We start from the raw sequence: 26,292 nt of genomic DNA, 5'->3' as shown, positions 1-26,292 counted from the left end.
CTTCTTGAGCCATGACAGTTGCACTCTGAGCCAAAGTGGTGCCATGATGGCGTCATGGAACTGAGGTCATACGTCGAGAACCTGCGTAACGAGTTCGCCGTGGCCGCGGAGGGCGTCGACCCGGAGGCCCGGGCGCTGGCCGAACGACTCTTCGCGCAGTTGGAGGCGGCCACCCGTCTCACGCTGCTGGAGGCGCTGTCTGACGCGGCCGACGAGATCACCCGTGACCTCGCACCGGGCTCGGTGCACGTTCGGTTGCGCGGGCGCGAGCCCGACTTCGTGGTGACGCCGGCCAGCCCGCCGGTCGAGGTGGCGAGCGAGCCGAGTGGCCCGCCACCGCTGTCGGTGCCGGTGTCCGCGCCCGACGGCGACGAGGGCGGCACCTCGCGGATCAACCTGCGGCTCCCCGACCACCTGAAGGCCAGCGTCGAGGACGCCGCCGGCCGCGCCGGGCTCTCGGTCAACGCCTGGCTGGTGCGCGCCGTCGCCGGCGCCGTCGGGGCGGGCGACACGCAGCGTCGTCCATCCCGCCGGGTGGAGCCGACCTCCGGCCAGCACTTCACCGGCTGGGCCCGCTAACTCCCCGTACCCCTTCCACCACCACGCCGCTGACCAGCGGCGACCTCCGCCGACCACAGTTCGGGAGACCACCATGCCTGTTTTCGAGACGCCAGAACCGATTTCCGTCCAGATCGAGCTGCCGATCGGCGACGCCTGGATCGCCGCGAGTGACCGCACCGACACCGTGGTGACGGTGCGCCCCCGCGACCCGTCGAGCAAGGCCGACGTGAGCGCCGCCGAACAGAGCACCGTCGAGTTCGCCGCCGGGCGACTGGTGATCCGGGTGCCGAAGAGCTGGCGCCGCTACGGGTTCGGCCCCGGGCCGTCGGTCGACGTCCAGATCGAGGTGCCGACCGGGTCGCGGGTGTACGCCGAGGCGGCATGGGCGGCGTTCCGCTGCGAGGGTCGGCTCGGCGAGTGTCGGATCAAGACCGGCAGCGGCATCCGACTCGACGAGACCGGGCCGTTGGAGATCGACAGCAGCCACGGCGAGGTCTCGGTCGAGCGTGTGCTGGGCTCCGCCCGGGTGAAGGCCTCCTCCGGCAAGGTGCGCATCGGCGCTGTCGACGGCACCGCCGAGATCAAGAACTCCTCCGGCGACTGCTGGATCGGCCGCAGCGGTGGCGACGTCCGGATCAACACGGCCTACGGCGACATCACTGTGGACGCCTCACAGGCCTCGGTGACGGCGCGCACCGCCTACGGCAACCTGCGGCTGGGTGCTGTCACCCGCGGCGCGGTCGACGCACAGACCTCCTACGGCGCGATCGAGGTCGGCATCCGTCGCGGAACCGCCGCCTGGCTCGACGTCAGTTCCAAGCACGGCCGCGTGCACAACGCGCTGGAGTCGACCGACAGTCCGGCGGAGACCGACGAGACGGTCGAGGTCCGGGCGAACACCTCCTACGGCGACATCATGATCCGCCGCGCCTGACCCACCGCCCCGCCGACCACAAATGAGGAGACCATGACCAGCTCCATGAACCCCGCGATCGTCGCCACCGACCTGCGCAAGTCCTACGGCGACAAGGTCGTGCTGAACGGCATCGACCTGATGATCACCGAGGGCACCATCTTCGCGTTGCTCGGTCCGAACGGCGCCGGCAAGACCACCACGGTGCAGATCCTCTCCACCCTTGTCGACGCCGACGGCGGTAGTGCCCGCGTCTTCGGCCACGACCTGACCCGGGAACCCGACGCGGTACGCGCCCTGATCGGCGTCACCGGCCAGTTCTCCGCCGTCGACAACCTGCTCACCGGTCGGGAAAATCTGACCCTGATGGCCGACCTGTGCCACCTGGACAGGGCCGCCGGTCGGCGGCGGATCGCCGACCTGCTCGACCAGTTCGACCTGACCGACGCGGCGGGCAAGCCGGTGTCCACGTACTCGGGCGGCATGCGCCGCCGGCTCGACCTCGCGATGACCCTGGTCGGCGAGCCCCGCGTCATCTTCCTCGACGAGCCGACCACCGGCCTCGACCCGCGCAGCCGCCGGGCCATGTGGCACATCATCCGCGCGCTCGCCGCCGAGGGCGTGACCATCCTGCTCACCACGCAGTACCTGGAGGAGGCCGACCAGCTCGCCGACCGGGTCGCGTTCCTCGACCACGGCCGGCTGATCGCCGAGGGCACTCCGCGCGAGCTCAAGCGGCTCATCCCGGGCGGCCACGTCGTGTTGCAGTTCGCCGACCAGGAGGGGCTCGACTCGGCGGCCCGGACGTTCGAGGCCGCCACCCGGGACGACGCGGCGCTCACCCTCCAGGTGCCGAGTGACGGCGGGGTCGGGTCGCTGCGATCCCTGCTCGACCAGCTCGACCGCGCCTCGATCAGCGTGGCGGCGCTCTCCGTGCACACCCCCGACCTCGACGACGTCTTCCTCACCCTCACCGGTCAGCCCGACACCCGGGCCAGCCGACCCGACCACGAAAGGGCTCCCGCGCGATGAGCACCCTCTCCCTCGCCGTCCGCGACTCGAGCACCATGCTGCGGCGCAACCTGCTGCACATGCGGCGGTACCCGTCGATGACGTTCCTGCTCATCGGCATCCCGATCATCATCCTGCTGCTCTTCGTCTACGTCTTCGGCGGCACGCTCGGCGCCGGTCTCGGCCCGTCCGGCGACCGCTCCCAGTACGCCAACTACGTCACCCCCGGCATCCTGCTCATCACCGTGGTCAGCGCCGCGCAGGGCACCGCCATCTCGGTCGCGATGGACATGACCGAGGGGATCATCGCCCGGTTCCGCACGATGTCGATCTTCCGGCCGTCGGTCCTGACGGGTCACGTACTGGGCAGCCTGGTCCAGACCATGCTCAGCCTCGCGGCCGTCACCGTCGTGGCGCTGCTGGTCGGGTTCCGGCCCACCGCCAACGCGGTCGAGTGGCTCGCGGCGATCGGCGTCCTCGCCATGATCACCTTTGCGCTGACCTGGCTGTCCGTCGCCCTCGGTCTGGTCAGTGACAGTGTCGAGACGGCCAGCAACCTGCCCATGCCGCTGATCCTCCTGCCGTTCCTCGGCAGTGGGTTCGTCCCCACCGACTCCATGCCGACCGCCGTGCGGTTGTTCGCCGACTACCAGCCCTTCACGCCCGTCATGGAGACCCTTCGCGGCCTGCTCCTGGGTACCGGGATCGGCGCCAACGGGATCATCGCCGTCGTCTGGTGCGCCGTCATCACAGTGGGCTGCTTCCTGTGGGCCAAGGCCCTGTACAACCGCAACCGGACGGCCTGATCCGACCGGCGCGTCTCGTCACCGCACCGAAGAGCCAGCGGCTCGGCCCTCAGGGGGTCGGGCCGCCGGCTCGTGCCGTCGTGCGACCGGCGGCGCGGGGGCGTGATCGGGCGGCGGTTCGGCAGCGGGAGTCCGTCGTCGGTCGGCGGCGCGAGGGCGTGATCGGGCGGCGACTCGGCGGCGCGAGTGCGTGAAGGGACGGCGGGTCGGAGGCGCGGGCGTGTGAAAGGGCGGCGGATTGCCGACGCGAGCGCGTGATCGACTCGGCTTTCGTGAAGTCGGTCGATCACGCCGCAGCGGACCCCGCGACTTCGAGGAGCGCCAGTGGACCTTGCTTGCGTGGTCGCCCGACGCGCCGTTGGGCGCGCGGGCCGACCGGGCGGCGCAGGCATACCAAGACGTTGAATGTTATCGATAACACGGGGCCGTCGTCCGGCTTCGCGCCGGGTGGATCGTCCTCCGGAGCACTCAGCCATGAGCCCGCATGGTCGTCGATGGCTGTCGGGCGGATCCGAGGACGCGACCGTGACGCCCCGGGAATGTTATCGCTGCCATCATCGCCGAGGGAGAAGTGGTCGCTATCGGACGGCGATGCCGCAATGTGCGACGCGCTGGACCTGTCGCGCCGCCTGTTGACGGGTCTCCGGATGCCACTCGTACCGGACACGGGCCCCATTCGTCGGATGGCTGGCGCAGTTGAGGGCGGAATCTTGGGGTTTGCACCGGTCCGCTATCTACCCTCCCGAGTCGGTCCGCGTTCCGCGTTCCGTTACGGAGCTGTTGCGGGTAGATGTCTTGACGAGCCTGGATGTGAGCGTTAACACTATCCCCGTTAACGGTGGAGGTGAACATGAACCGTGTGGACGGAGCTGACGACCGCTACGTCGTCGGTGTCGACTACGGCACCCTGTCCGGGCGAGCTCTGGTGGTCCGTGTCGGCGATGGTGCCGAGTTGGGGACCGCGGTGCACGAGTACGGCGATGGCGTGATCAGCACGGCGCTCCCGGGAGGTCGAACGCTGCCCCCGGACTGGGCCCTGCAGAACCCGCAGGACTACCGCGACGTTCTGCGGTACGCCGTCCCGGCGGCGGTGTCCGCCGCGGGGGTGGACCCGGCGGCGGTGGTCGGCATCGGCATCGACTTCACCGCCTGCACCGTGCTGCCGACGCTCGCCGACGGCACCCCGCTGTGTGAGACACCCGAGCTGCGCGACCGACCGCACGCCTGGGTGAAGCTGTGGAAGCACCACGCCGCTCAGCCGCACGCCGACCGGATCAACGCGCTGGCCCACGAGCGGGCCGAGCCGTGGATCGGCCGGTACGGCGGCAAGATCTCCGCCGAGTGGCAGTACGCCAAGGGCCTCCAGATCCTGGAGGAGGACCCGGAGGTCTACGACCGGGCCGAGCGCTTCATCGAGGCGGCCGACTGGATCGTCTGGCAGCTCTGCGGCACCGAGACCCGCAACGTCTGCACGGCCGGATACAAGGGCATCCTGCAGGACGGTCACTACCCCTCCGAGGGCTTCCTGACCGCGCTCAACCCCAACTTCGGCGACTTCGTGGCCAAGCTGGACGGCCCGTTGCTGCCCCTCGGGGCCCGGGCCGGCGCGCTCACCGCCCAGGCCGCCGCCTGGACCGGCCTGCCGGAGGGGATCGCGGTGGCCGTCGGCAACGTCGACGCGCACGTCACCGCGGCGTCCGCGCAGGCGGTGCAGCCCGGTCGGCTGGTCGCCATCATGGGCACCTCGACCTGTCACGTCGTCAACGGCGCGGAGGTCGCCGAGGTGGCCGGCATGTGCGGTGTGGTGGACGGCGGCATCAGCCCTGGCGCGTGGGGTTACGAGGCCGGGCAGAGCGGCGTCGGCGACATCTTCGGCTGGTTCGTCGACCACGCTGCTCCGGCTGGCGTCGACTCGCACGAACGCCTCACCGAGTTGGCCGCGAGTCAGCCCGTCGGCGCGCACGGCCTGATCGCGTTGGACTGGTGGAACGGCAACCGTTCCCTGCTGGTCAACCACGACCTCAGCGGGATGATCGTCGGCATGACCCTGGCCACCCGGCCGGCGGACATCTACCGGGCCCTGCTGGAGTCCACCGCGTACGGCACCCGGATGATCATCGAGGCGTTCGTCGACGCCGGAGTCCCGGTGAACGACCTGGTGATCGCCGGTGGTCTGACAAACAACGCGCTGCTGATGCAGATCTACGCCGACGTGACCAGGCGACCGCTGAACATCATCGCCTCGGCGCAGGGGCCGGCGCTGGGCTCGGCGATCCACGCCGCCGTCGCCGCCGGTGAGTTCCCGTCGATCCACGAGGCGTCGCAGGCGATGGGTCGGGTGCACGAGGCCGTCTACCGTCCGGACCCCGAGCGGGCCCGCGCCTACGACGCCCTCTACGCCGAGTACCGGACGCTGCACGACCACTTCGGTCGTGGCGGCAACGACGTCATGCTCCGCCTGCGGGCGATCCGCAACGCGGCGGTCGAGACCGCCGCGACCACGCACGAGGCCCCGTTGGAGGTGGTGGCGTGAACGCCGAGGTGACCCGACAGATCGCCGAGCTGCGCGAGACCGTAGCCCGCCTGCACGCCGAGCTGACCCGGTACAACCTGGTCGCCTGGACGTCCGGCAACGTCTCCGCGCGGGTTCCCGGCCAGGACCTGATGGTGATCAAGCCGAGTGGGGTGAGCTACGACGACCTCACCGCGGCCACGATGGTGGTGTGCGACCTCGACGGTGTTCTCGTCGAGGGCGACTTCGCCCCGTCCAGCGACACCGCCGCCCACGCCTACGTCTACCGGGCCATGCCCGAGGTCGGTGGGGTCGTGCACACGCACAGCTCGTACGCGACCGCCTGGGCCGCGTGTGGGGAGTCGATCCCCTGCCACCTCACCGCCCAGGCCGACGAGTTCGGTGGGGAGATCCCGATCGGTCCGTTCGCGCTGATCGGCGGTGACGACATCGGCAAGGGCATCGTCGCCACGCTCGCCGGGCACCGCTCGCCCGCGGTGCTGATGCGCAACCACGGCGTGTTCACCATCGGCCGCGACGCCCGCGCGGCGGTCAAGGCGGCGGTGATGTGTGAGGACGTGGCCCGCACCGCGCACCTGGCCCACACCCTCGGGCAGCCGGTGCCGATGGCGCAGGCAGACATCGATGCTCTTTATGACCGATACCAGAACGTCTACGGTCAACAACCAGTCGCACCGGCGGGTTCCTGACCCCTGCACCAATCACCCGGGGCCCCGTCGGTCTGCACCACGACGCACCAGCACGCACCACCCGCGTACGCCGCTCTTTCGCACCTCGGCGGTTGGCGCGGTTACCCACCACATCCAGCCAAGGAGATTCGATGGGAAAGATGCGAACGCAGTCCGCTCCGTGGCGCGCTGTCGCGGTCCTCGCCAGCGTGTTGCTGGTCGGCGGCGTGGCGGCCTGCGGCAATAGCGACACGGGCGGCGGCGGCACCAAGGACGACGGCAAGATCACGATGGGCTTCTCCCAGGTCGGCGCGGAGAGCGGCTGGCGTACCGCGAACACCATCTCGATCAAGGAGGCCGCCACGGCGGCCGGGATCGAGCTGAAGTTCGACGACGCTCAGCAGAAGCAGGAAAACCAGATCAAGGCGATCCGCAACTACATCCAGCAGAAGGTCGACGTGATCGCCTTCTCGCCGGTGGTGGAGTCCGGGTGGGACACCGTGCTCAAGGAGGCCAAGGACGCCGGCATCCCGGTCATCCTGACCGACCGCTCGGTGGACTCGGCCGACAAGTCGCTGTACAAGACCTTCCTCGGGTCGGACTTCGTCAAGGAGGGCAAGCTCGCCGGTGAGTGGCTGGTCGAGCAGAAGAAGACCGCCTCGGGTCCGGTGAACATCGTCGAGCTGCAGGGCAGCACCGGCGCGGCGCCGGCGAACGACCGTAAGAAGGGCTTCGGTGAGGCGATCGCCGCCAACCCGAACCTGAAGGTCATCGCCTCCCAGACGGGCGACTTCACCCGGGCCGGCGGTAAGCAGGTCATGGAGCAGTTCCTCAAGGCCAACAAGAAGATCGACGTGTTGTTCGCGCACAACGACGACATGGGCCTGGGTGCTCTCGAGGCGATCACCGCCGCGGGCAAGGTGCCGGGCAAGGACATCACCATCATCACGATCGACGCTGTCAAGGACGGCATGCAGGCTCTCGCCGACGGGAAGTTCAACTTCATCGCGGAGTGCAGCCCGCTGCTCGGCCCACAGCTGATGGACCTCGCCAAGAAGGTCAAGGACGGCCAGGAGGTGCCTGCTCGGATCGAGACGCAGGAGACCACCTTCACTACCGAACAGGCCAAGGAAGCTCTGCCCAACCGTAAGTACTGATCGACGACGGGGTCGCCGCGCTCGCGTGGCGGCCCCGCCGCGTCGCTTTCCTACCCGAAACGGACCGGGCTTGGCCCGCGACGACCTCCGAACCACGCCCGCCCGAGCGGCCCTCAGGGTCGACCGGGCGGGCGTGGCGGGAGCGTAGCGGCCCTTCCGTGTCGACAACCCAGAAGAGGTCTGATGGGATGACGGATAGCCGTCCGGTCCTGACGATGACCGGGATCAGCAAGTCCTTCCCCGGGGTGCGCGCACTCCACGACGTCAACTTCCGGCTCTTCCCCGGCGAGGTGCACGCCCTGATGGGCGAGAACGGCGCCGGCAAGTCCACCCTCATCAAGGTGCTCACCGGCGTCTACGACACCGATGAGGGCGCGATCGCCCTAGACGGTGATCCCGTGTCGTTCACCGGGCCGATGCAGGCGACCGCCGCCGGTGTGAGCACCGTTTTCCAGGAAGTCAACCTCTGCACCAACCTCTCGGTGGCGGAGAACATCTTCATCGGCCGTGAGCCTCGGGTCTTCGGCGCCGTCCGCTGGGGTGAGGTTCGGCGCCGCGCCCGAGCCCTGCTGGCCCGCCTCGACCTCGACCTCGACGTCAGCGCGCCGCTCGGGTCGTACTCGCTCGCGATCCAGCAGATGGTCGCCATCGCCCGCGCCATCGACATCAAGGCCCGGGTGCTGATCCTGGACGAGCCGACGTCGAGCCTCGACGCCAGCGAGGTGGCACAGCTGTTCCGCATCATGCGGCAACTGCGCGACGAGGGCATCGCGATCCTGTTCGTGACCCACTTCCTCGACCAGGTCTACGAGATCGCCGACCGGATCACCGTGCTGCGCAACGGCGGGCTCGTCGGCGAGTACCTCACCACCGAGCTGCCCCAGCTCTCCCTGGTCGAGAAGATGATCGGCAAGGAGCTCGACGTCCTGGAGGGCATCGAGGAGCACTCCCGGCGGGACCTGGCCGCGCTGGAGGAGGGCACCCCCCTGGTGGCGGTGTCGAACTTCGGTCGGTCGGGTGCGGTCGAGCCGTTCAGCCTCACCATCCACGCCGGCGAGGTGGTGGGCCTGGCCGGCCTGCTGGGCTCGGGGCGTACCGAGGTCGCGCGGTTGCTGTTCGGGGCGGACCGGACCGACGGCGGTCAGGTGGCGATCGACGGCACGGCGAGCAGCCTGCGCACCCCCGCGCAGGCCATCGACCACGGCGTGGGCTTCTGTTCGGAGAACCGCCGGGCCGAGGGGATCGTCGCGGACCTGTCGGTCCGCGAGAACATGATCCTCGCCATGCAGGCGGCCCGCGGTTGGCTGCGGCCCATTCCGCGTCGCCGCCAGGACGAGCTGGTCGACAAGTACGTCAAGGCACTCAACATCCGGCCCGCCGACCCGGAGGTGCCGGTACGCAACCTCTCCGGCGGCAACCAGCAGAAGGTGCTGCTGGCCCGGTGGCTGATCACCGAGCCGCGGCTGCTGATCCTCGACGAGCCGACCCGGGGCATCGACATCGGGGCGAAGACCGAGATCCAGAAGCTCGTGACGCAGCTGTCCGACGGAGGCATGGCGGTGCTGTTCATCTCCGCCGAGCTGGAGGAGGTGCTGCGCCTCAGCCACAAGGTGGCCGTCATGCGGGACCGGCAGATGGTCGCGCAGCTCGCCAACGACGAGAGCCTGGACGCCGACCGCATCATGCAGACCATCGCCAGCGGATCCCACCGGGAGGAGGCAGACCGATGAACGACACCATGAGCCGCTATCGGACGATGATCGGTCACCGGCTGTTCTGGCCCGCCGCCGTGCTGTTCGTCATGCTCGCCGCGAACACGATCTACCGGCCCGGGTTCCTGTCCATCGAGCTCAAGGACGGGCACCTGTACGGCACGCCGATCGACATCCTGCGGTTGAGCGCACCGCTGATCCTCGTCGCGCTGGGCATGACCCTGGTCATCTCCACCGGCGGCATCGACCTGTCGGTGGGCTCGCTCTGCGCGATCAGCGGCGCGATCGCCTGCATGTACATCAGCAAGCAGCCCGACCAGAACAGCGTTGGCGTGGTGGTGACCGCCCTCGCGATGGCGATGGGCGTCGCGCTCGTGCTCGGCGCCTGGAACGGAGTGCTGGTGGCCGTGATCGGTATCCAACCGATCATCGCCACCCTGATCCTGATGGTCGCCGGCCGGGGCCTCGCCCAGCTCATCACCGAGGGTCAGATCATCACCATCAACTCCGAGCCGTACCGGGCGATCGGCCTGGGCCACGCGTTGACCCTGCCGCTGGCCATCTTCATCGCCCTCGCCGCGGCCCTGCTGGTCGCCGCGTTCACCCGTCGTACCGCACTCGGCATGATCATCGAGTCGGTGGGCGGCAACGCCATGGCCAGCCGGCTCGCCGGCATCCGGTCCGGTCGGGTCATCTTCCTGGCGTACGTGATCAGCGCCGCCTGCGCCGCGGTCGCCGGTTTCATGATGACGGCCAACGTCTCCAGCGCCGACGGCAACGCCGCCGGCCTCTGGGTCGAGCTGGACGCGATCCTCGCTGTCGTCATCGGCGGTACGTCCCTCGCGGGCGGCCGGTTCTTCCTGAGTGGCACGATCATCGGCGCGCTGATCATCCAGACCCTGACCACCACCGTGTACGCCATGGACATCTCACCGCAGACCTCGCTGCTGTTCAAGGCGGTCGTCGTCATCGCCGTCTGCCTCATCCAGGCGCCGGCCTTCCGGGCCCGGTTCAGCCGACGTAGGCGCAACGTCCCGCCGCCCGCCACCATCGCCGACAAGCCGAAGGAGCAGGTGCCGGCATGACCACTGGAACGCTTACCGCCGGTCGTACCCGGTTCCGGCTGCCGAGGAAGCAGATACCGGTCCTGGCGACGCTCGCCCTGCTGCTGGTGATGTACGCCATCGGCGTCTCGCAGTACACGGCGTTCTCCAACGTCCAGGTCATCTTCAACGTCTTCATCGACAACGGCTTCCTGCTCGTCGTCGCGGTGGGCATGACCTTCGTGATCCTCACCGGTGGCATCGACCTGTCGGTCGGCTCGGTCGTCGCCATGACGGCGATGGTGTCGGCCGCGCTGCTGCAGGACGGCATGCCGGCGGCGCTGGTGCTGGTCATCGCCCTGCTCATCGGTCCGACGCTCGGCCTGTTGATGGGCTGCGTCATCCACTTCTTCGAGATCCAGCCGTTCATCGTCACGCTCGCCGGGATGTTCTTCGCCCGGGGCATGTGCACGTTCATCTCCGGCGCGTCGATCCCGATCACCGACGGGTTCTGGACCTCGATGTCGCAGGAGCGGATCGGTAACCCCCAGGGCAACTTCGTGTCGATCAGCGTGCTGATCGCCTTCGTTGTGGTCGTCATCGCCGCGTACACGCTGGCCTACACCCGGCTGGGTCGCAACGTGTACGCCATCGGCGGCAACCCGCAGTCGGCGCTGCTGATGGGCCTGCCGGTGGGACGGACCCGGATCGCCGTCTACACGATCAGTGGTCTGTGCTCGGCCATCGGCGGGATCCTGCTGTCGTTCTACACCCTCTCCGGCGCTCCGCTGATCGCCGTGGGGATGGAGCTGGACGTCATCGCCGCCGTCGTCATCGGTGGCACGGTGCTCACCGGCGGCGCCGGTTACGTCTTCGGCACGGTGCTCGGCGTGCTGGTCCTCGGCGTGATCCAGACCCTCATCACCTTCGACGGGAGCCTCAACTCCTGGTGGACCAAGATCGTGATTGGTGGTCTGCTCTTCGCGTTCATCCTCCTTCAACGCCTCATCGGAATCCGTTACAAGTGACCGCCCCTCTCGCGGAAGGCAACTCCATGGCACCACACACCGAACCCGAGATCTGGTTCCTCACCGGCAGCCAAGGCATGTACGGCGAGGAGACGCTCCGCCAGGTGGCCGAGCAGTCTCGCCAGATCGCGGCAGCACTCGACGACTCGCCGCAGATTCCCGCTCGCGTGGTCTGGAAGCCCGTCCTGACCAACAGCGGTGAGATTCTGCAGGTCTGCCGGGACGCCGCCGCTCAGGGTGCCGTCGGGGTCATCGCCTGGATGCACACGTTCTCACCGGCCAAGATGTGGATCTCCGGTCTGGACGCGTTGCAGACACCGCTGCTGCACCTGCACACCCAGGCCAACGTTCTGCTGCCGTGGAACGACATCGACATGGACTTCATGAACCTGAACCAGGCCGCCCACGGCGACCGTGAGTTCGGGTACATCCAGACGCGTCTCGGTGTGGCCCGTAAGACCGTGGCCGGGCACGTCAGCGACCCGCGGGTGACCACGCGGATCGGGGCGTGGGCCCGCGCCGCGCTGGGTTGGTCGGCGATGCGGTCGCTGCGCCTGGCCCGCTTCGGTGACAACATGCGCGACGTCGCGGTGACCGAGGGCGACAAGGTCGAGGCCGAGCTGCGGTTCGGGGTCTCGGTGAACACCTACGGCGTCAACGACCTGGTCGAGGTGGTCGGCGAGGTGACCGACGCGCAGGTGGACGACCTGGTCAAGGAGTACGAGGACACCTACCGCATCGTCGGTGAGCTGCTGCCCGGCGGCGAGCAGCACGACTCGCTGCGGTACGCCGCGCGCGTGGAGTTGGGCATGCGCGCCTTCCTGGACGCGGGCGGGTTCCGGGCCTTCACGACGAACTTCGAGGACCTCGGAGGGCTGCGTCAGCTACCGGGCATCGCCGTGCAACGGTTGATGGCGGACGGCTACGGCTTCGGCGGTGAGGGCGACTGGAAGACCTCGGTCCTGGTCCGCACCCTCAAGGCGATGTCGGTGGGCGTGAGCGGCGGCACGTCGTTCATGGAGGACTACACCTACGACCTCACCCCGGGCAACGAGTTGGTGCTCGGGGCCCACATGCTGGAGGTCTGCCCGACGATCGCCTCCGACGTGCCCAACGTGGAGATCCATCCGCTGAGCATCGGTGGCCGGGAGGACCCGGTCCGGCTGGTGTTCGACGCCGCACCCGGTCCGGCCGTGGTGCTCGGGTTGTCCGACATGGGGGAGCGTTTCCGGCTGGTGGCCAACGAGATCGACGTGGTGGCGCCGCCGCAGCCGTTGCGCCGGTTGCCGGTTGCCCGCGCCGTCTGGCGTCCGCGCCCCGACCTGCCGGTCTCGGCCGAGGCGTGGATCACCGCGGGCGCCCCGCACCACACGGTGCTGTCGCAGGCGGTGGGCGTGGAGGAGCTGCACGACCTGGCGGAGATGAGCCGTACCGAACTCGTCGTCATCGACGCCGCCACGGAGCCCCGCCGCTTCGCCGACGAGCTGCGCTGGAACCAGGCCTACTACCGGCTGGCTCGCGGCTTCTGATTCGCGCGGTCTGATCGTACGGAAAACGGGTGGTCCACCCCTGCCTGCGGGCGGGGGTGGGCCACCCGTTCGTGTGTGCGCAGCCGGGCCACGAGGCGGTTGTGTTACGCCTTGACTAACAGCATGTTATCGCTCACAGTCTATAACCAAGATGGTCGATGTCGTTGGCTGGTCCGGCCGCGCGCGCGTCCTACCCCCGCGGTTTCGGCACCTCGTCACCGCAGCGGTCGGGCGATCGGTGTTAGCGATCACATGGCCGGGCGTGGTCAGCTCGGTACCCCGCCCGGTGCCGCGGACGCCGACCCAGACCGCACGGTTCGCGTCAGCAGAGGAGGATCATGCTTTCCATCGGTCGGGTTCCCCGGGGTGCGCCACGGCGGCGCGGGTGGCTGTCGAGACTCGCCGTCGCCGCGATGGTGCTTGTGGTCGGTGGCGCGGCCGCGGCCGTCGCCTCGTCGCCCGCGTCAGCGGCCACCGTCGACACCAGCGCCTGGTACGTGTTGGTGAACCGCAACAGTGGCAAGGCCGTGGACGTGTACAACATGGCCACGAACGACGGTGCGCGGATCACCCAGTGGACGCGCAACAACGGCAACCAGCAGCAGTGGCAGTTCGTGGACTCCGGAGGCGGCTACTACCGACTCAAGTCGAGGTTGTCGGGCAAGGTGCTGGACGTCTCCGGCCGCTCGACCGCCGACGGCGGGGCGATCGTGCAGTGGTCCGACAACAACGGCACCAACCAGCAGTTCCGGCTGGCCGACTCGGACGGCGGGTACGTCCGGTTGATCAACCGCAACAGCAACAAGGCGATGGAGGTGCAGGGCGCCTCGACAGCCGACGGTGGCAACATCGTGCAGTACGCCGACTGGAACGGCACCAACCAGCAGTGGCAGCTCGTCCGCGTCGACGGCGGCACCGACCCCACGACGCCACCCCCGTCGAACGGCACGTACTCGAACCCCGTGGTCTGGCAGGACTTCGCCGACGTCGACATCATCCGGGTGGACAACGCCTACTACATGTCGGCGTCCACCATGCACTACTCGCCTGGCGCTCCGGTCCTGCGCTCGTACGACCTGGTGAACTGGGAGTACGCCGGGCACTCCGTGCCCAAGCTCGACTTCGGCTCGAAGTACGACATGAGCGGCGGTAGTAACGCCTACGTCGACGGGATCTGGGCCTCGACGCTGAACTACCGGCCGAGCAACAAGACGTACTACTGGGCCGGGTGCATCGACTTCGCACAGACCCACATCTACACCGCGTCCGCCGTCGACGGCACCTGGAGCAAGCACACCACTATCCCCAACTGCTACTACGACGCGGGGATGCTGATCGACGACAACGACACCATGTACGTGGCGTACGGCAACGGCACCATCAGCGTCGCGCAGCTGTCCGCGGACGGGAAGTCCCAGGTCCGCGCCCAGCAGGTGTACCAGACGCCGTCGAGCATCGGGACGCTGGAGGGCGCCCGCTTCTACAAGCGCAACGGCGCCTACTACATCTGGCTCACCCGCCCGGCCAACGGCCAGTACGTGCTGAAGTCGACGAACGGCCCGTTCGGCCCGTACGAGCAGCGTCAGGTGCTGCTCAACCTGCCCGGCCCGATCTCCGGTGGCGGCGTGCCGCACCAGGGTGGGCTGGTGCAGACCCAGAACGGCGACTGGTACTACATGTCCTTCGTCGACGCGTACCCCGGTGGTCGGATGCCGGCCATGGCCCCGATCACCTGGACCGGCGACGGCTGGCCCGTGCTGCAGACGGTCAACGGCACGTGGGGCACCTCGTACCCGAAGCCGAACCTGCCCGCGCCGCCCCGGGCGGTCAAGCCGCTCACCGGCACCGACACGTTCGCCGGCACCACGCTCGGCCCGCAGTGGGAGTGGAACCACAACCCGGACAACAGCAAGTGGTCGGTCAACAACGGGTTGAACCTGCAGACCGCCACCGTCACCGGCGACCTGTACAAGGCGCGCAACACGCTGACCCACCGCATCCAGGGCCCCACCTCGACCGCGACGATCGAGTTGGACTACTCCACCATGCGCGATGGTGACCGCACCGGCCTGGCGGTGCTGCGCAACTCGTCGGCCTGGATCGGAGTCCGACGGGACAACGGGGCCACCCGACTGGTCATGCAGAACGGGCTGACGATGGACGGCAGCTGGAACACCACCAGCACCGGCAGCGAGGTGGCGAGCACCGCCGTCTCCGGTGGCCGGATCTGGTTGCGCGCCAACGCCGACATCAGACCCGGCTCCGGCCGACAGGCCCGTTTCTCGTACAGCACCGACGGGGTCAACTTCACCTCGTTCGGCAACACCCTGACGCTGGCGAACAACTGGCAGTTCTTCATGGGGTACCGATTCGCCATCTTCAACCACGCGACGCAGGCGCTCGGTGGCGCGGTCACCGTGCGGCGCTTCGACCTGACCACCCCGTGACACCGGTCACACGACGATCGCTCTGACCGGTGGCGCTGGCGACGCAGCCCTGGCGGCATGTGAAGTCCGCGCCACCGCGTCAGATCCTCGCCGGTCTGTTCCACGCTCTGTCCAGGAGCGAGGGCAGGCCGGCGTACCACATCAGGACCATGTCCCGTACCTGTTGGTCGGGGACTCCGGACGGGCACCGCGTCGTACGGCCTCGGCGCGTCGAGCGGTCCCCACACAGGCGTTCCGTGTTCGGGGCCGTTGCTGGCGTAGACTGTCGGCGATCCAGCGCTGGTCACCTGGGATTCAGCACCGGCGTGGTGACTGAGCGAGGGGGATCGGGCCGGGCCGCTCCAGTCGACGTCGACGGGCTGCGGGCCGGAGATGTAGCGGGGGGAGTGAAATGGCCGTCCACGGTCCCGCGATGACGGACGTTGCTCGTCTCGCCGGTGTCTCCCATCAGACGGTGTCGCGGGTGCTCAACGGGCACCCCAACGTCCGTGAGCAGACCCGGCTTCGGGTACGCGCGGCGATCGCCGAACTCGGCTACCGCCCCAACGGCGCGGCACGCGCCCTGGTGACCGGTCGATCACAGGTCATCGGTGTGGTCGCGCAGAACACGACGCTCTACGGTCCGGCATCGCTGCTGGCCGCGTTGGAGCAGACCGCCGCCGAAGAGGGCTTCGCGGTCAGCGTCGGCAGCGTGCGAAACCTGGACCACCGCTCCATCTCGGCGGCTGTCGAGCGGCACCTGTCGCACCGGGTCGCCGGCATCGTGGTCATCGCCCCGGTCGAGTCGGCCGGTGAGGCGCTGGAGCGCCTGCCCAAGGATGTCCCGCTGGTCACTGTCGACGGTGACCCGAGCCGGCCGGTGCCGCTGGTGACCGTCGACCAGGTGGCGGGCGCCCGAGCGGCGACCCAACATCTGCTCGACGCCGGGCACCGCACCGTCTGGCACGTCTCCGGGCCGACCGACTGGTTCGACAGCGTGGGTCGGATCGACGGCTGGCGGCAGGCGTTGCTGGCCGCCGGTCTGGATCCGCCGCCGCCGATGCCGGGGGACTGGTCCGCGGCGTCGGGTTACCGGTGCGGCCAGATGTTGGCGCGGATGCCGGAGGTCACTGCCGTCTTCACCGCCAACGACCATCTCGCGCTGGGCGTGCTGCGGGCGCTGCACGAGTTCGGTCGACGGGTGCCGCACGAGATCAGCGTTGTCGGCTTCGACGACGTACCGGAGGCGGCGTACTTCATTCCGCCACTGACCACCGTCCGACCGGACTTCGACGCGGTGGCGCGAGCGAGCCTGCAGATGCTGCTGTCCCAGATCGAGTCGGGCACCGGTGGGGCGCTGCGCAAGACCATCGCCCCCGCTCTGGTCGCCCGCGAGAGCGTCGCTCCACCTCGCAACTGACGGTCGGACCAACCGGAGGTCGCCCCGCGCACGCAGGGAGCGGTCCCGCCATCCCCACCCGGCGCTGCACGCGCGTGCGGGCCCGCGCCAGCGCGCGCCAATTTTCGGCTTCCTCGTCCGATAAGACGCGACTCGATGGGTAGCTGAGCGTGACCAATCGATGTCGAGCGATGCGACGCGGTGAAGGTATTGAACCTCGTGAAATGTCGCCGTAACATGATGGGCGTCTCTGTTAACGCTAACAAAAATTGGCGTCCAACTATCGGCGTGCCGACCAGGGATCGTAATCACGGGCGGGCGTCACCGACAAGGAGGCTCGATGAACCGCAATACCCGAGGTCGTCGCTGGGGGAGCGCACTGGCGGCCGGAATTCTGCTCGCCGGTGCCCTGGTCGGCCTTCGCGCCCCGACCGCGCAGGCACTGGACAACGGCGTGGCGCGCACTCCCCCCATGGGTTGGAATTCGTGGAACTCGTTCGGCTGCAACATCAACGAAGCGCTGATCCGGCAGACGGCGGATGCGATCGTCAGCAGCGGCATGCGGGACCTGGGCTACAACTACGTAGTGGTCGACGACTGCTGGTTCAACCCCAACCGCGACAGCTCCGGCAACATCCAGGGTGACCCCAGCCGGTTCCCCAGCGGAATGAAGGCGCTCGGCGACTACCTGCACGCCCGGAACCTGAAGTTCGGCCTCTACCAGGTGCCTGTCGACAAGACCTGCGCCCAGTACTTCGGCGCCTACCCCGGCGCGACCGGCAGCCGTGGTCACGAGGCGCAGGACGCGCGCCAGTTCGCCGCCTGGGGTGTCGACTTCCTCAAGTACGACTGGTGCTCGCCGGAGGGCAGCATCAACGACCAGGTGACCACCTTCGCCAAGATGCGTGACGCGCTGGCCGCGGCCGGCCGACCGATCGTCTACAGCATCAACTCCAACAGCATCCACGCCAAGACCGGCCCGCAGCGCAACTGGGGCGACGTGGCGAACATGTGGCGAACCACCGAGGACATCACCAACGCGTGGGACACCGGCCAGAGCAACGGCTACCCGATGGGCATCCAGAACATCATCAACGTGACAGTTCCGCTGGCGTCCTACGCGAGGCCGGGTGGGTTCAACGACCCCGACATGATGGAGGTCGGCCGCGGCGGCATGAACGACACGGAGATGCGCAGCCACTTCGCGATGTGGGCGATCATGGCGTCTCCGCTGATCGCCGGCAACGACGTGCGGAACATGAACGCCGCCACGCAGACCATCCTCAAGAACGCCAACCTGATCGCGATCAACCAGGACTCGCTCGGGTTGCAGGGGACGCAGGTGTCGTTCGACGGCACGCGTCGGGTGCTGGCCAAGCGGCTCGCCAACGGTGACGTCGCCGTCGCTCTCTTCAACCAGGGCGGCTCGACGACGACGATCTCGACCACGGCCGCGGCCATCGGCAAGTCCGGCTCGTCGTTCACGCTGGTGGACGCGTGGACCGGTGGCACCAGCTCCAGCAGCGGGACCATCAGCGCCAGCGTCCCCGCGCACGGCACCGTGGTGTACCGGGTCAGCGGTGGCGGGACGACTCCTCCGACGACGCCGCCGCCGACCACGTCGAGCGCGTACGCCAGCGCCGCCTCCGGCCGCTGCCTCGACGTGCCGAACAGCAACACGACGAACGGCACGCAGCCGGTCATCTGGGACTGCAACGGCGCCGCCAACCAGCGCTGGACCAGGAGCGGGCAGACCCTGCAGGCCCTCGGCAAGTGCCTGGACGCGCCGTCGAACGCCGCGGCCGGCGCCAAGGTGCAGATCTGGGACTGCAACGGCGGGACCAACCAGCAATGGGCGGTCAACGCCAACGGCACGATCAGCAACACGCAGTCGGGGCTCTGCCTGGACGTGAACGCCAACGCCACTGCCAACGGCACCACGGTGATCCTCTGGACCTGCACCGCAGCGGCGAACCAGCGGTGGTCGCAGCGGTAGCCGATCGGGACCGCCGACCGCCGAGGTCGCGGTGACCCACCTGATCCGACGGTAGTGCTGGTGCCCGCGGACGACAGACGTCGTCCGCGGGCATCGGTCTGTAGAGTGCTGCGGACGACCACGCTGTGTTGCCGCGTCCTGCCCTTCCGGCGGATCGGCCACATGGCTACGCTCGCCTGGATGCTCCGTTACGAGACCGTGACACCGGTATTTCGGATCTGGTGTTGACGCAGTCTATGTGAGCGCTAACACTACCCGAAAGATGACACTTGGCCCCGGCAGTCGGCGGGGGAGTCCAGAGAGGAGAAGCCCGTGGGCAGGAAATTCCTGGTTGCTCTCGGCGGCGCGGCACTCGCGCTGAGTTTGGCGGCGTGCAGCGGCGGGGGTGCGGGCAGCGGTGAGAAGTCCGGCGACGAGAAGCCGAGCGATCTGACCATCGGTGTCTCGATGCCGACCCAGACCTCGGAGCGGTGGATCGCCGACGGCAACGCGGTGAAGTCGAAGCTGGAGGCCAAGGGCTACAAGGTCGACCTCCAGTACGCCGGCGACGACATCCCCACGCAGTCGCAGCAGGTCGACCAGATGATCACCCAGGGTGCCGATGTTCTCATCCTCGCGGCGATCGACGGCACCGCGCTCAGCAGCCAGCTGCAGGCCGCCGCGGCCGCGAAGATCCCGGTCATCTCCTACGACCGCCTGATCCGTGGCAGCAAGGACGTGGACTTCTACGTCAGCTTCGACAACTACAAGGTTGGCGTCGCCCAGGGCACCGCGCTGCTCGTCGGTCTCGGCCTGCTGAACAAGGACGGCTCGAAGGGCACGGCCAAGGGGCCGCTGAACGTCGAGCTCTTCGCCGGGTCGCTGGATGACAACAACACCCAGTACTTCTTCGGCGGCGCGATGGACACCCTGAAGCCGTTCATCGAGAACGGCACGCTGGTCGTCAAGTCCAAGCAGACCACCCCCGAGCAGGTAGCCATCCTGCGGTGGCAGCAGGAGACCGCGCAGAAGCGGATGGAGAACCTGCTCACCTCCAGCTACAACGACGGCTCGAAGGTCGACGGGGTGCTCTCGCCGTACGACGGCATCTCCCGCGGCATCATCACCGCCCTGCAGAACGCCGGCTACGGCAAGGGCGCGAAGAAGCTCCCGGTGGTCACCGGCCAGGACGCGGAGATCGCCTCGATCAAGCTGATCAACGACGGCGTGCAGAGCTCCACGGTCTTCAAGGACACCCGGCTGCTGGCCGAGCAGGCCGTGAACGCGGCCGAGGCGTTCCTGCAGAAGAAGCAGCCGCAGGCCAACGACACCAAGACGTACAACAACGGTGTCAAGGTCGTCCCGGCGTACCTGCTGCCGATCGCGACCGTCTACAAGGACGACATCAAGGCGACGCTGATCGACTCCGGCTACTGGACCGCGGACGAGGTCGCCGCCGGTCAGGCCAAGAAGTAAGCCACTCGTCGGGCCCGGCGGTCACCCGCCGGGCCCGACGCCTGGGCGCGTACACGTCCAGACCTGACGGAGGACAGTGACAATGGACGACACCATCCTCGAGATGCGTCGCATCACCAAGACCTTCCCCGGCGTGACCGCGCTGGAGGACGTCACCCTCGCAGTGCGCCGCGGGGAGATCCACGCCATCTGTGGTGAGAACGGCGCCGGCAAGTCCACCCTGATGAAGGTGCTGTCCGGCGTCTACCCGTCCGGCTCGTACGACGGCGAGATCCTCTTCGACGGCAAGCCGATGCAGTTCCGTGGCATCCGCGACAGCGAGGCCAACGGCATCGTCATCATCCACCAGGAACTCGCCCTGGTGCCGTACCTGTCGATCGCGGAGAACATCTTCCTCGGCAACGAGCGGCGCGGCCGCAGCGGGCTCATCGACTGGAACTTCGCCAACGCCGAAGCGGCGAAGCTGCTGGCGTCCGTCGGCCTGCACGAGAACCCGGTCACCCCGGTCATCCAGCTCGGCGTCGGCAAGCAGCAGCTCGTGGAGATCGCCAAGGCGCTGTCCAAGAAGGTGCGCCTGCTCATCCTGGACGAGCCGACCGCCGCGCTCAACGACATCGACTCGGCGCACCTGCTCGACCTGTTGCGGGCCCTCAAGGAGCAGGGCATCACCTGCATCATGATCTCGCACAAGCTCAACGAGATCACCGCCATCGCCGACTCGACCACAGTCATCCGCGACGGGCGCGCCGTGGAGACCCTCGACATGCGGTCCGACGACGTGACCCAGCAGCGGATCATCCGGGGCATGGTCGGGCGCGACCTGGACAGCTTCTACCCCGACCGCGAGTCGTCCCCCGGTGACGAGGTCCTGCGCATCGAGGACTGGACGGTGCGGCACCCGGTCCAGGACCGGATGGTCGTCGAGGGCGTCGGGCTGTCCGTACGCGCCGGCGAGGTCGTCGGCATCGCGGGCCTCATGGGGGCCGGGCGGACCGAGCTGGCCATGAGCGTGTTCGGTCGGTCCTACGGGCGCGACATCCGGGGCCGACTCTTCGTCCACGGGCGGGAGGTGCAGGCGCGCACCGTCGCCGAGGCGATCGACAACGGCATCGCCTACGTGACCGAGGACCGCAAGCGCTACGGCCTCAACCTCATCGACGACGTGCGGCGCAACGTGTCCGCCGCCGCGTTGGACCGGCTGTCCCGCCTGGGCTGGGTGAACGGCAACGAGGAGATCAAGGTTGCCGAGGCCAGCCGCAAGGAGATGAACATCCGGACGCCGAGCGTCATGGCGGTGGTCGGCAAGCTCTCCGGCGGCAACCAGCAGAAGGTCGTGCTGTCGAAGTGGCTGTTCACCGACCCGGACGTGCTGATCCTCGACGAGCCCACCCGCGGGATCGACGTCGGCGCCAAGTACGAGATCTACACGATCATCAACCGGCTGGTGGCCGCCGGTAAGGCGGTGATCGTCATCTCCTCCGAGCTGCCGGAGCTGCTCGGCATGTGCGACCGCATCTACACCCTCGCCGCCGGCCGGATCACCGGCGAGATGCCGGTGGCCGAGGCGACTCAGGAGAGCCTCATGGAGCTGATGACCAAGGACAAGGAGCTCGTCGGATGACCAGCATCAAGACCCCTTCGACGGAGCGCCCCACGCCCCCGGACAGCACGCCCGGCGCCGCCCTGCACAGCGGGACGAGCGACCTGCGGGCGCTGGTGTTGAACAACCTGCGGCAGAGCGGGATCTACGTCGCCCTGGTCGTCATCGTCGCGCTCTTCGCGGTCCTGACCGACGGGGTGTTGCTGAGCCCCGGCAACATCACCAACATCGTCCTCCAGTACTCGTACATCCTGGTCCTCGCGATCGGGATGGTCATCCTGATCATCGGCGGGCACATCGACCTGTCGGTCGGATCGGTCGTCGCGCTCACCGGAGCGGTTTCCGCCGTCCTGGTGATCCAGCAGGGTCACCCCTGGTGGATCGGCGTCGTGGCCGCGCTGGTCGTCGGCGTCGCGGTCGGCGCGTGGCACGGGTTCTGGGTGGCGTACGCCGGCATTCCGGCCTTCATCGTGACCCTGGCCGGCATGCTGCTGTTCCGGGGTCTGACCCTGCGGGTGCTCGACAACATCTCGCTGTCGCCGTTCCCGTCCGAGTACCAGCAGGTCGCGGCGGGCTTCCTCAACGGCCTGCTCGGCGGGCAGGGCTTCGACGCCTTCACGTTGCTGATCGGCGCCATCGCCGTGGCCGGCTACGCGGTCAGCGGTTTCCGCACCCGCGTGGCGCGGATCCGCTACCAGCAGCCCGTCGAGTCGTTCCCGCTGTTCGTCGCCCGGGTCGTGCTGGTCGGCGCGGTCCTCATGTACTTCGCCTGGCAGTTGGCGCACGCCCGTGGGCTGCCGATCGTGCTGATCATCCTGGCGGTCCTGGTGCTGGTCTACGGCCTGCTCACCCGGCGTACCGTCTTCGGTCGCCAGGTCTACGCGATCGGCGGCAACCTGTCGGCGGCGGCGCTGTCCGGGGTGAAGGTCCGCACCGTCAACTTCTGGATGTTCGTCAACATGGGCTTCCTGGCGGCGGTGGCTGGCGTCATCTACTCGTCGCGGTCGAACGGCGCCCAGCCCGCCGCCGGCAACATGTTCGAGCTGGACGCGATCGCTGCCGCCTTCATCGGCGGCGCGGCGGTCACCGGTGGCGTGGGCACCGTGGTGGGCGCGATGGTCGGTGGTCTGATCATGGCGGTGATGAGCAACGGCATGCAGCTGATGGGCATCGACCAGTCGACCCAGTCGGTCGTGAAGGGTCTCGTCCTGCTCGTCGCTGTCGCCTTCGACGTCTACAACAAGCGTCGCGCCGGCACGGCCCGCTGACGCTCGGCCGGTACGCACGTGCCCCCTGCCCGCCTCGCGGACAGGGGGCACGCGTCCGTCAGTGGCAGGTGTTGGTGCCGCTGTCGGTGTAGGTCTGGCCGGCCACCGGCACGAACTGCCAGTCGTAGCTGTTCGAGTGCAGTGTGAACTTCAGTAGGCCCCACGCCGAGCTGTTACGCGCCTCGCTGTTGGGCTGGATGGTGCCGAAGCCGTAGTGGCCGGCGCCGCCCATCCCGGCGACGAAGCTGCGCAGACCCCGGCTGGAGTCGGCGCCACCGGCCGGGTTCATCGGTGCGAACCGCTCGTACACGTGGTTGTGCCCCCAGACCACGACGTCGGCGTTGTAGTCGTAGAGGGCCTGGTACAGCGGACGCGTCGACGTCGACGGCGCGTGGTTGGAGCTGGACGTGAACAGCGGGTGGTGCCAGTACGCGATAGTGCACGGCTTGCTGCTGGCGGCCAGGTCCGCGCGCAGCCACTGCTCCTGCGTCGAGCCGGCCGACATGCTGATGTTCGAGTTCAGCGACACGACGTGCCAGTTGCCGAGGTCGAACGAGTAGTAGCCGCGACCGCTCGGGCCGGCCGACGTACCGAAGTAGTTGTAGTAGCCGGTCGCGCCCGACGTGTTGTAGTCGTGGTTGCCCGGCTGCGGGCGACGGGCGGATGAACAGTTCGTCCCGGCAGGCGAACACCTCGGAGTTGGGAACCCGTTCACCCGACCCTTGCCCCGATGCCACGCGCGGTCCGTTGTGTCACCTCCACTGAGTACGGACGATGGCTGCCCGTTGACCGTCGATCAGAGGAGATGCTCGTGTACCTGTCGACCGTCTCCCGACCGGTCGCCGACGATCCCGGATCGGGGCCCCGACGCCGTCGGTTCGCGATGGTCAGCGGCAACGTCGTCGCGCTCGGCACCGTCAGTTTGATCACCGACGTGTCGGCCGAGATGGTGGCCGCGGTCCTGCCGCTCTATCTGGTGCTGGGCCTGCACCTCAGCCCGGTGGCCTTCGGCGTGCTGGACGGCGTCCACACCGGCGCCACCGCGCTGCTGCGGGTCGTCGGTGGCTTCGCCGCCGACCGGTTCCGACGGCGCAAGCTGATCGCCGGCATCGGCTACGCGCTCTCGGCGGTCGCGAAGCTCGGCCTGCTGCTCGCCGGTCGGTCGATCCCGGCGATCGGCGCCGTCATCGCCGTCGACCGGCTCGGCAAGGGTGTACGCAGCGCGCCGCGCGACGCGCTGATCACGCTCTCCACGCCGCCCGAGGCGCTGGGTCGGGCGTTCGGGGTGCACCGGGCGATGGACAGCGTCGGGGCGTTCCTCGGGCCACTCGCCGCGTTCGCGGTCCTGCTGGTCGTCGGGCAGTCGTACGACGCGGTCTTCGTCACCAGCTTCTGCATCGCGACCCTGGCCGTCGTGGTGCTCGTGCTCTTCGTCCGGGAGCAGCCGCCCGGCGAGGTGGCGGACGGTGACGCGGCGGACAAGGCCAACGATGCGAAGGTCTCCGTCCGGGAGGCGTTCGGGCTGCTGCGCGGCGGACCGGCTCGGCGGCTGGTGCTGGCCGCCGCGATGCTCGGGCTGGCCACCATCGGCGACGGCTTCGTCTACCTGCTGCTGCAACGCCGGATGGACCTCGGTTTGCGCTGGTTCCCGCTGCTCGCGGTGGGGACCAGCCTGGCGTACCTGCTGCTCGCCGCTCCGCTCGGCGTACTCGCCGACCGGATCGGTCGCCTCCCCGTGGTGATCGGCGGCTACACGGCCCTCGGTGCGACGTACCTGCTGCTGGCCGGCCCGGTCGACGGTTGGCCGTTGATCGCCCTGGCGCTGACGCTGTACGGCGCCTTCTACGCGGCCACCGACGGCGTGCTCATCGCGCTCGCCGGTCCGGTGCTGCCGGCGCGTCTGCGGACCACCGGAATCGCGTTGGTGCAGACCGGGCAGGCCCTCGCGTACCTCGTCTCCTCCGTGCTGTTCGGTCTGGCCTGGCAGGCGTGGGGGCCGGAGAACGCGATCCGCGCGGCGGCAGTGGCCGTCGCGGGCGTCCTGGTCGGCACGCTGCTCCTGCTGGCCTCCCCGTCCCGACTCACCACCCGGAAGGTGCCCCGATGACCGCGATGTCGACCCGAGCGAAGCTCGGCGTGGTGGTCGCCTCGGCCGTGCTGTTGGGCACCGTGGCAGCCGGCTACGCCGCCACGGCCGCGCAGGCTCCCCGGACGACGCCCCCCGCCGGCGGCGAGCAGGTGGTCACCCTGACGTCCGGGCCGCGCCTGCTGGCGATCACCGACCGGCACGTCTCCACCGTCGCCGCGACCGACCCCGCCGGGCCGCGCACCGTCGCCGGCCTGGAATGCCTCCGGGTGTACGCGGCGGCCGGCACCGGGGTCTGCCTGAAGCCGGAGACCGCGTGGTCGTACCAGGTTGTCGTGCTCGACGCGACGCTGCGCCAGACGAGGGCGGTCAGTGTGCCGGGGCTGCCGAACCGGGCCCGGGTCTCGGCGTCCGGCCGGATGGTCTCCTGGACGACGTTCGTCGGTGGCGACTCGTACACCGCCAGTGGCTTCTCCACCCGCACCGGGATCCTCGACACCCGCACCGGCGGCACCGTGGCCTCGCTCGAAGAGTTCGCGATCACCCGGGACGGCCGGGGCTACCGCAACGCGGACGTCAACTACTGGGGCGTCACCTTCACCGCCGACGACAACCGCTTCTACGCGACAATGGCGACCGGGGGTAGGAGGTACCTCGTCCGGGGTGACCTCGCGGCCCGTACCGTCGAGACACTGAAGGAGAACGTCGAGTGCCCGTCACTGTCACCGGACGGCACCCGGCTCGCGTTCAAGGAGGCGATCGACGCCGACCCGGCGAAGGGCTGGCGGCTGTCGGTCCTGGCCCTGTCGAGCATGCGGGTCACCGCGACCGCCGAGGTCCGCAGCGTCGATGACCAGGCCGCGTGGCTGGACGACGGAAAGCTGGCCTACACGCTGCGCCGGGACGACGGCCAGCCCGACGTCTGGAGCGTTCCGGCGGACGGGTCCGGCACGCCGGCGCTGGTGATCCCCGGCGCCGAGTCGCCGTCCCCGCTCACCTGACGGTCCGGTCCCCGGCCCCGGCGGTCCGGACACCTGAACGCCTTGGCGCGGACAGCATTCCGTCATGTCGGATTCCGCCGCGCAGCCATCGCCGTTCATC

The 26,292-nt window shown here is 68.9% G+C and carries 20 protein-coding genes; 19 read left to right on the top strand and 1 reads right to left on the bottom strand.

Annotation, left to right across the window (positions count from 1 at the left end; genetic code table 11):
• Window positions 1-54 precede the first annotated feature (54 nt).
• The 17 genes from OG598_RS17360 to mmsB all read left to right on the top strand — a co-directional run bounded on the left by OG598_RS17360 (window position 55) and on the right by mmsB (window position 23,105).
• Window positions 55-579 carry a hypothetical protein gene (locus OG598_RS17360; protein WP_328650147.1) on the top strand — a complete coding sequence of 175 codons (525 nt, stop codon included), beginning with the start codon at window positions 55-57 and terminating at the stop codon, window positions 577-579.
• A gap of 73 nt (window positions 580-652) precedes the next feature.
• Entirely contained in the window at window positions 653-1,495 is an 843-nt protein-coding gene (locus OG598_RS17355; RefSeq protein WP_328650146.1) for a DUF4097 family beta strand repeat-containing protein, read from the top strand.
• 33 nt (window positions 1,496-1,528) lie between these two features.
• Window positions 1,529-2,506: an ATP-binding cassette domain-containing protein gene (locus OG598_RS17350; RefSeq protein WP_328650145.1), complete on the top strand. Its 978-nt coding sequence runs from the start codon at window positions 1,529-1,531 to the stop codon at window positions 2,504-2,506.
• Window positions 2,503-3,291: an ABC transporter permease gene (locus tag OG598_RS17345; protein WP_328650144.1), complete on the top strand. Its 789-nt coding sequence runs from the start codon at window positions 2,503-2,505 to the stop codon at window positions 3,289-3,291. The genes OG598_RS17350 and OG598_RS17345 overlap by 4 nt, the downstream gene beginning before the upstream one ends.
• A gap of 850 nt (window positions 3,292-4,141) precedes the next feature.
• The gene (araB, locus tag OG598_RS17340) at window positions 4,142-5,824 is read left to right on the top strand and encodes a ribulokinase (RefSeq protein ID WP_328650143.1); all 1,683 of its coding nucleotides are present in this window, start codon (window positions 4,142-4,144) and stop codon (window positions 5,822-5,824) included.
• Window positions 5,821-6,513 carry an L-ribulose-5-phosphate 4-epimerase gene (locus tag OG598_RS17335; protein WP_181518457.1) on the top strand — a complete coding sequence of 231 codons (693 nt, stop codon included), beginning with the start codon at window positions 5,821-5,823 and terminating at the stop codon, window positions 6,511-6,513. The genes araB and OG598_RS17335 overlap by 4 nt, the downstream gene beginning before the upstream one ends.
• A gap of 131 nt (window positions 6,514-6,644) precedes the next feature.
• Window positions 6,645-7,649, top strand: coding sequence for an ABC transporter substrate-binding protein (locus tag OG598_RS17330; RefSeq protein ID WP_442931306.1), 1,005 nt, complete (start codon window positions 6,645-6,647; stop codon window positions 7,647-7,649).
• A gap of 188 nt (window positions 7,650-7,837) precedes the next feature.
• Window positions 7,838-9,379, top strand: coding sequence for a sugar ABC transporter ATP-binding protein (locus OG598_RS17325; RefSeq protein WP_328650142.1), 1,542 nt, complete (start codon window positions 7,838-7,840; stop codon window positions 9,377-9,379).
• Window positions 9,376-10,446 (top strand): ABC transporter permease, encoded by a 1,071-nt coding sequence (locus OG598_RS17320; RefSeq protein WP_328650141.1) that lies wholly within the window; start codon window positions 9,376-9,378, stop codon window positions 10,444-10,446. The genes OG598_RS17325 and OG598_RS17320 overlap by 4 nt, the downstream gene beginning before the upstream one ends.
• Window positions 10,443-11,432, top strand: coding sequence for a galactofuranose ABC transporter, permease protein YjfF (gene yjfF, locus OG598_RS17315; RefSeq protein ID WP_328650140.1), 990 nt, complete (start codon window positions 10,443-10,445; stop codon window positions 11,430-11,432). Before OG598_RS17320 ends, yjfF begins: the two co-directional genes overlap by 4 nt.
• Before the next feature lie 26 nt (window positions 11,433-11,458).
• Window positions 11,459-12,961, top strand: a complete 1,503-nt coding sequence (gene araA, locus OG598_RS17310) for an L-arabinose isomerase (RefSeq protein ID WP_091401160.1) — start codon at window positions 11,459-11,461, stop codon at window positions 12,959-12,961.
• 338 nt (window positions 12,962-13,299) lie between these two features.
• The gene (locus tag OG598_RS17305) at window positions 13,300-15,408 is read left to right on the top strand and encodes a family 43 glycosylhydrolase (RefSeq protein ID WP_328650139.1); all 2,109 of its coding nucleotides are present in this window, start codon (window positions 13,300-13,302) and stop codon (window positions 15,406-15,408) included.
• A 412-nt stretch (window positions 15,409-15,820) separates the two neighbouring features.
• Window positions 15,821-16,807: a LacI family DNA-binding transcriptional regulator gene (locus OG598_RS17300; protein ID WP_328650138.1), complete on the top strand. Its 987-nt coding sequence runs from the start codon at window positions 15,821-15,823 to the stop codon at window positions 16,805-16,807.
• Between the two features lie 319 nt (window positions 16,808-17,126).
• A complete protein-coding gene (locus tag OG598_RS17295) occupies window positions 17,127-18,782 on the top strand; it encodes a glycoside hydrolase family 27 protein (RefSeq protein ID WP_442931305.1) in 1,656 nt (551 codons plus the stop codon).
• 312 nt (window positions 18,783-19,094) lie between these two features.
• Complete coding sequence (chvE, locus tag OG598_RS17290; protein WP_328650137.1) at window positions 19,095-20,237, top strand: multiple monosaccharide ABC transporter substrate-binding protein; 1,143 nt, start codon at window positions 19,095-19,097, stop codon at window positions 20,235-20,237.
• A gap of 82 nt (window positions 20,238-20,319) precedes the next feature.
• Entirely contained in the window at window positions 20,320-21,858 is a 1,539-nt protein-coding gene (gene mmsA / locus OG598_RS17285; RefSeq protein WP_328650136.1) for a multiple monosaccharide ABC transporter ATP-binding protein, read from the top strand.
• Window positions 21,855-23,105, top strand: a complete 1,251-nt coding sequence (gene mmsB / locus OG598_RS17280) for a multiple monosaccharide ABC transporter permease (RefSeq protein ID WP_091401175.1) — start codon at window positions 21,855-21,857, stop codon at window positions 23,103-23,105. Before mmsA ends, mmsB begins: the two co-directional genes overlap by 4 nt.
• Before the next feature lie 58 nt (window positions 23,106-23,163).
• Here mmsB and OG598_RS17275 read toward each other — a convergent pair whose 3' ends face one another.
• Window positions 23,164-23,820, bottom strand: coding sequence for a metallophosphoesterase family protein (locus OG598_RS17275; RefSeq protein ID WP_328650135.1), 657 nt, complete (start codon window positions 23,818-23,820; stop codon window positions 23,164-23,166).
• Window positions 23,821-23,910: 90 nt separating this feature from the next.
• Here OG598_RS17275 and OG598_RS17270 point away from each other — a divergent pair, with 90 nt between their 5' ends.
• Together OG598_RS17270 and OG598_RS17265 are read left to right on the top strand one after the other, a co-directional pair.
• Window positions 23,911-25,212, top strand: a complete 1,302-nt coding sequence (locus OG598_RS17270; RefSeq protein ID WP_442931304.1) for an MFS transporter — start codon at window positions 23,911-23,913, stop codon at window positions 25,210-25,212.
• Complete coding sequence (locus OG598_RS17265) at window positions 25,209-26,192, top strand: TolB family protein (protein ID WP_328650133.1); 984 nt, start codon at window positions 25,209-25,211, stop codon at window positions 26,190-26,192. Before OG598_RS17270 ends, OG598_RS17265 begins: the two co-directional genes overlap by 4 nt.
• Window positions 26,193-26,292 lie beyond the last annotated feature (100 nt).

The organism is Micromonospora sp. NBC_00330, assembly GCF_036136635.1.
GTDB classification, from domain to species: Bacteria; Actinomycetota; Actinomycetes; order Mycobacteriales; family Micromonosporaceae; genus Micromonospora; species Micromonospora salmantinae.
The sequence above is the reverse complement of the archived record's forward strand: the minus strand, read 5'-3'. Positions and strand labels throughout refer to the sequence as shown.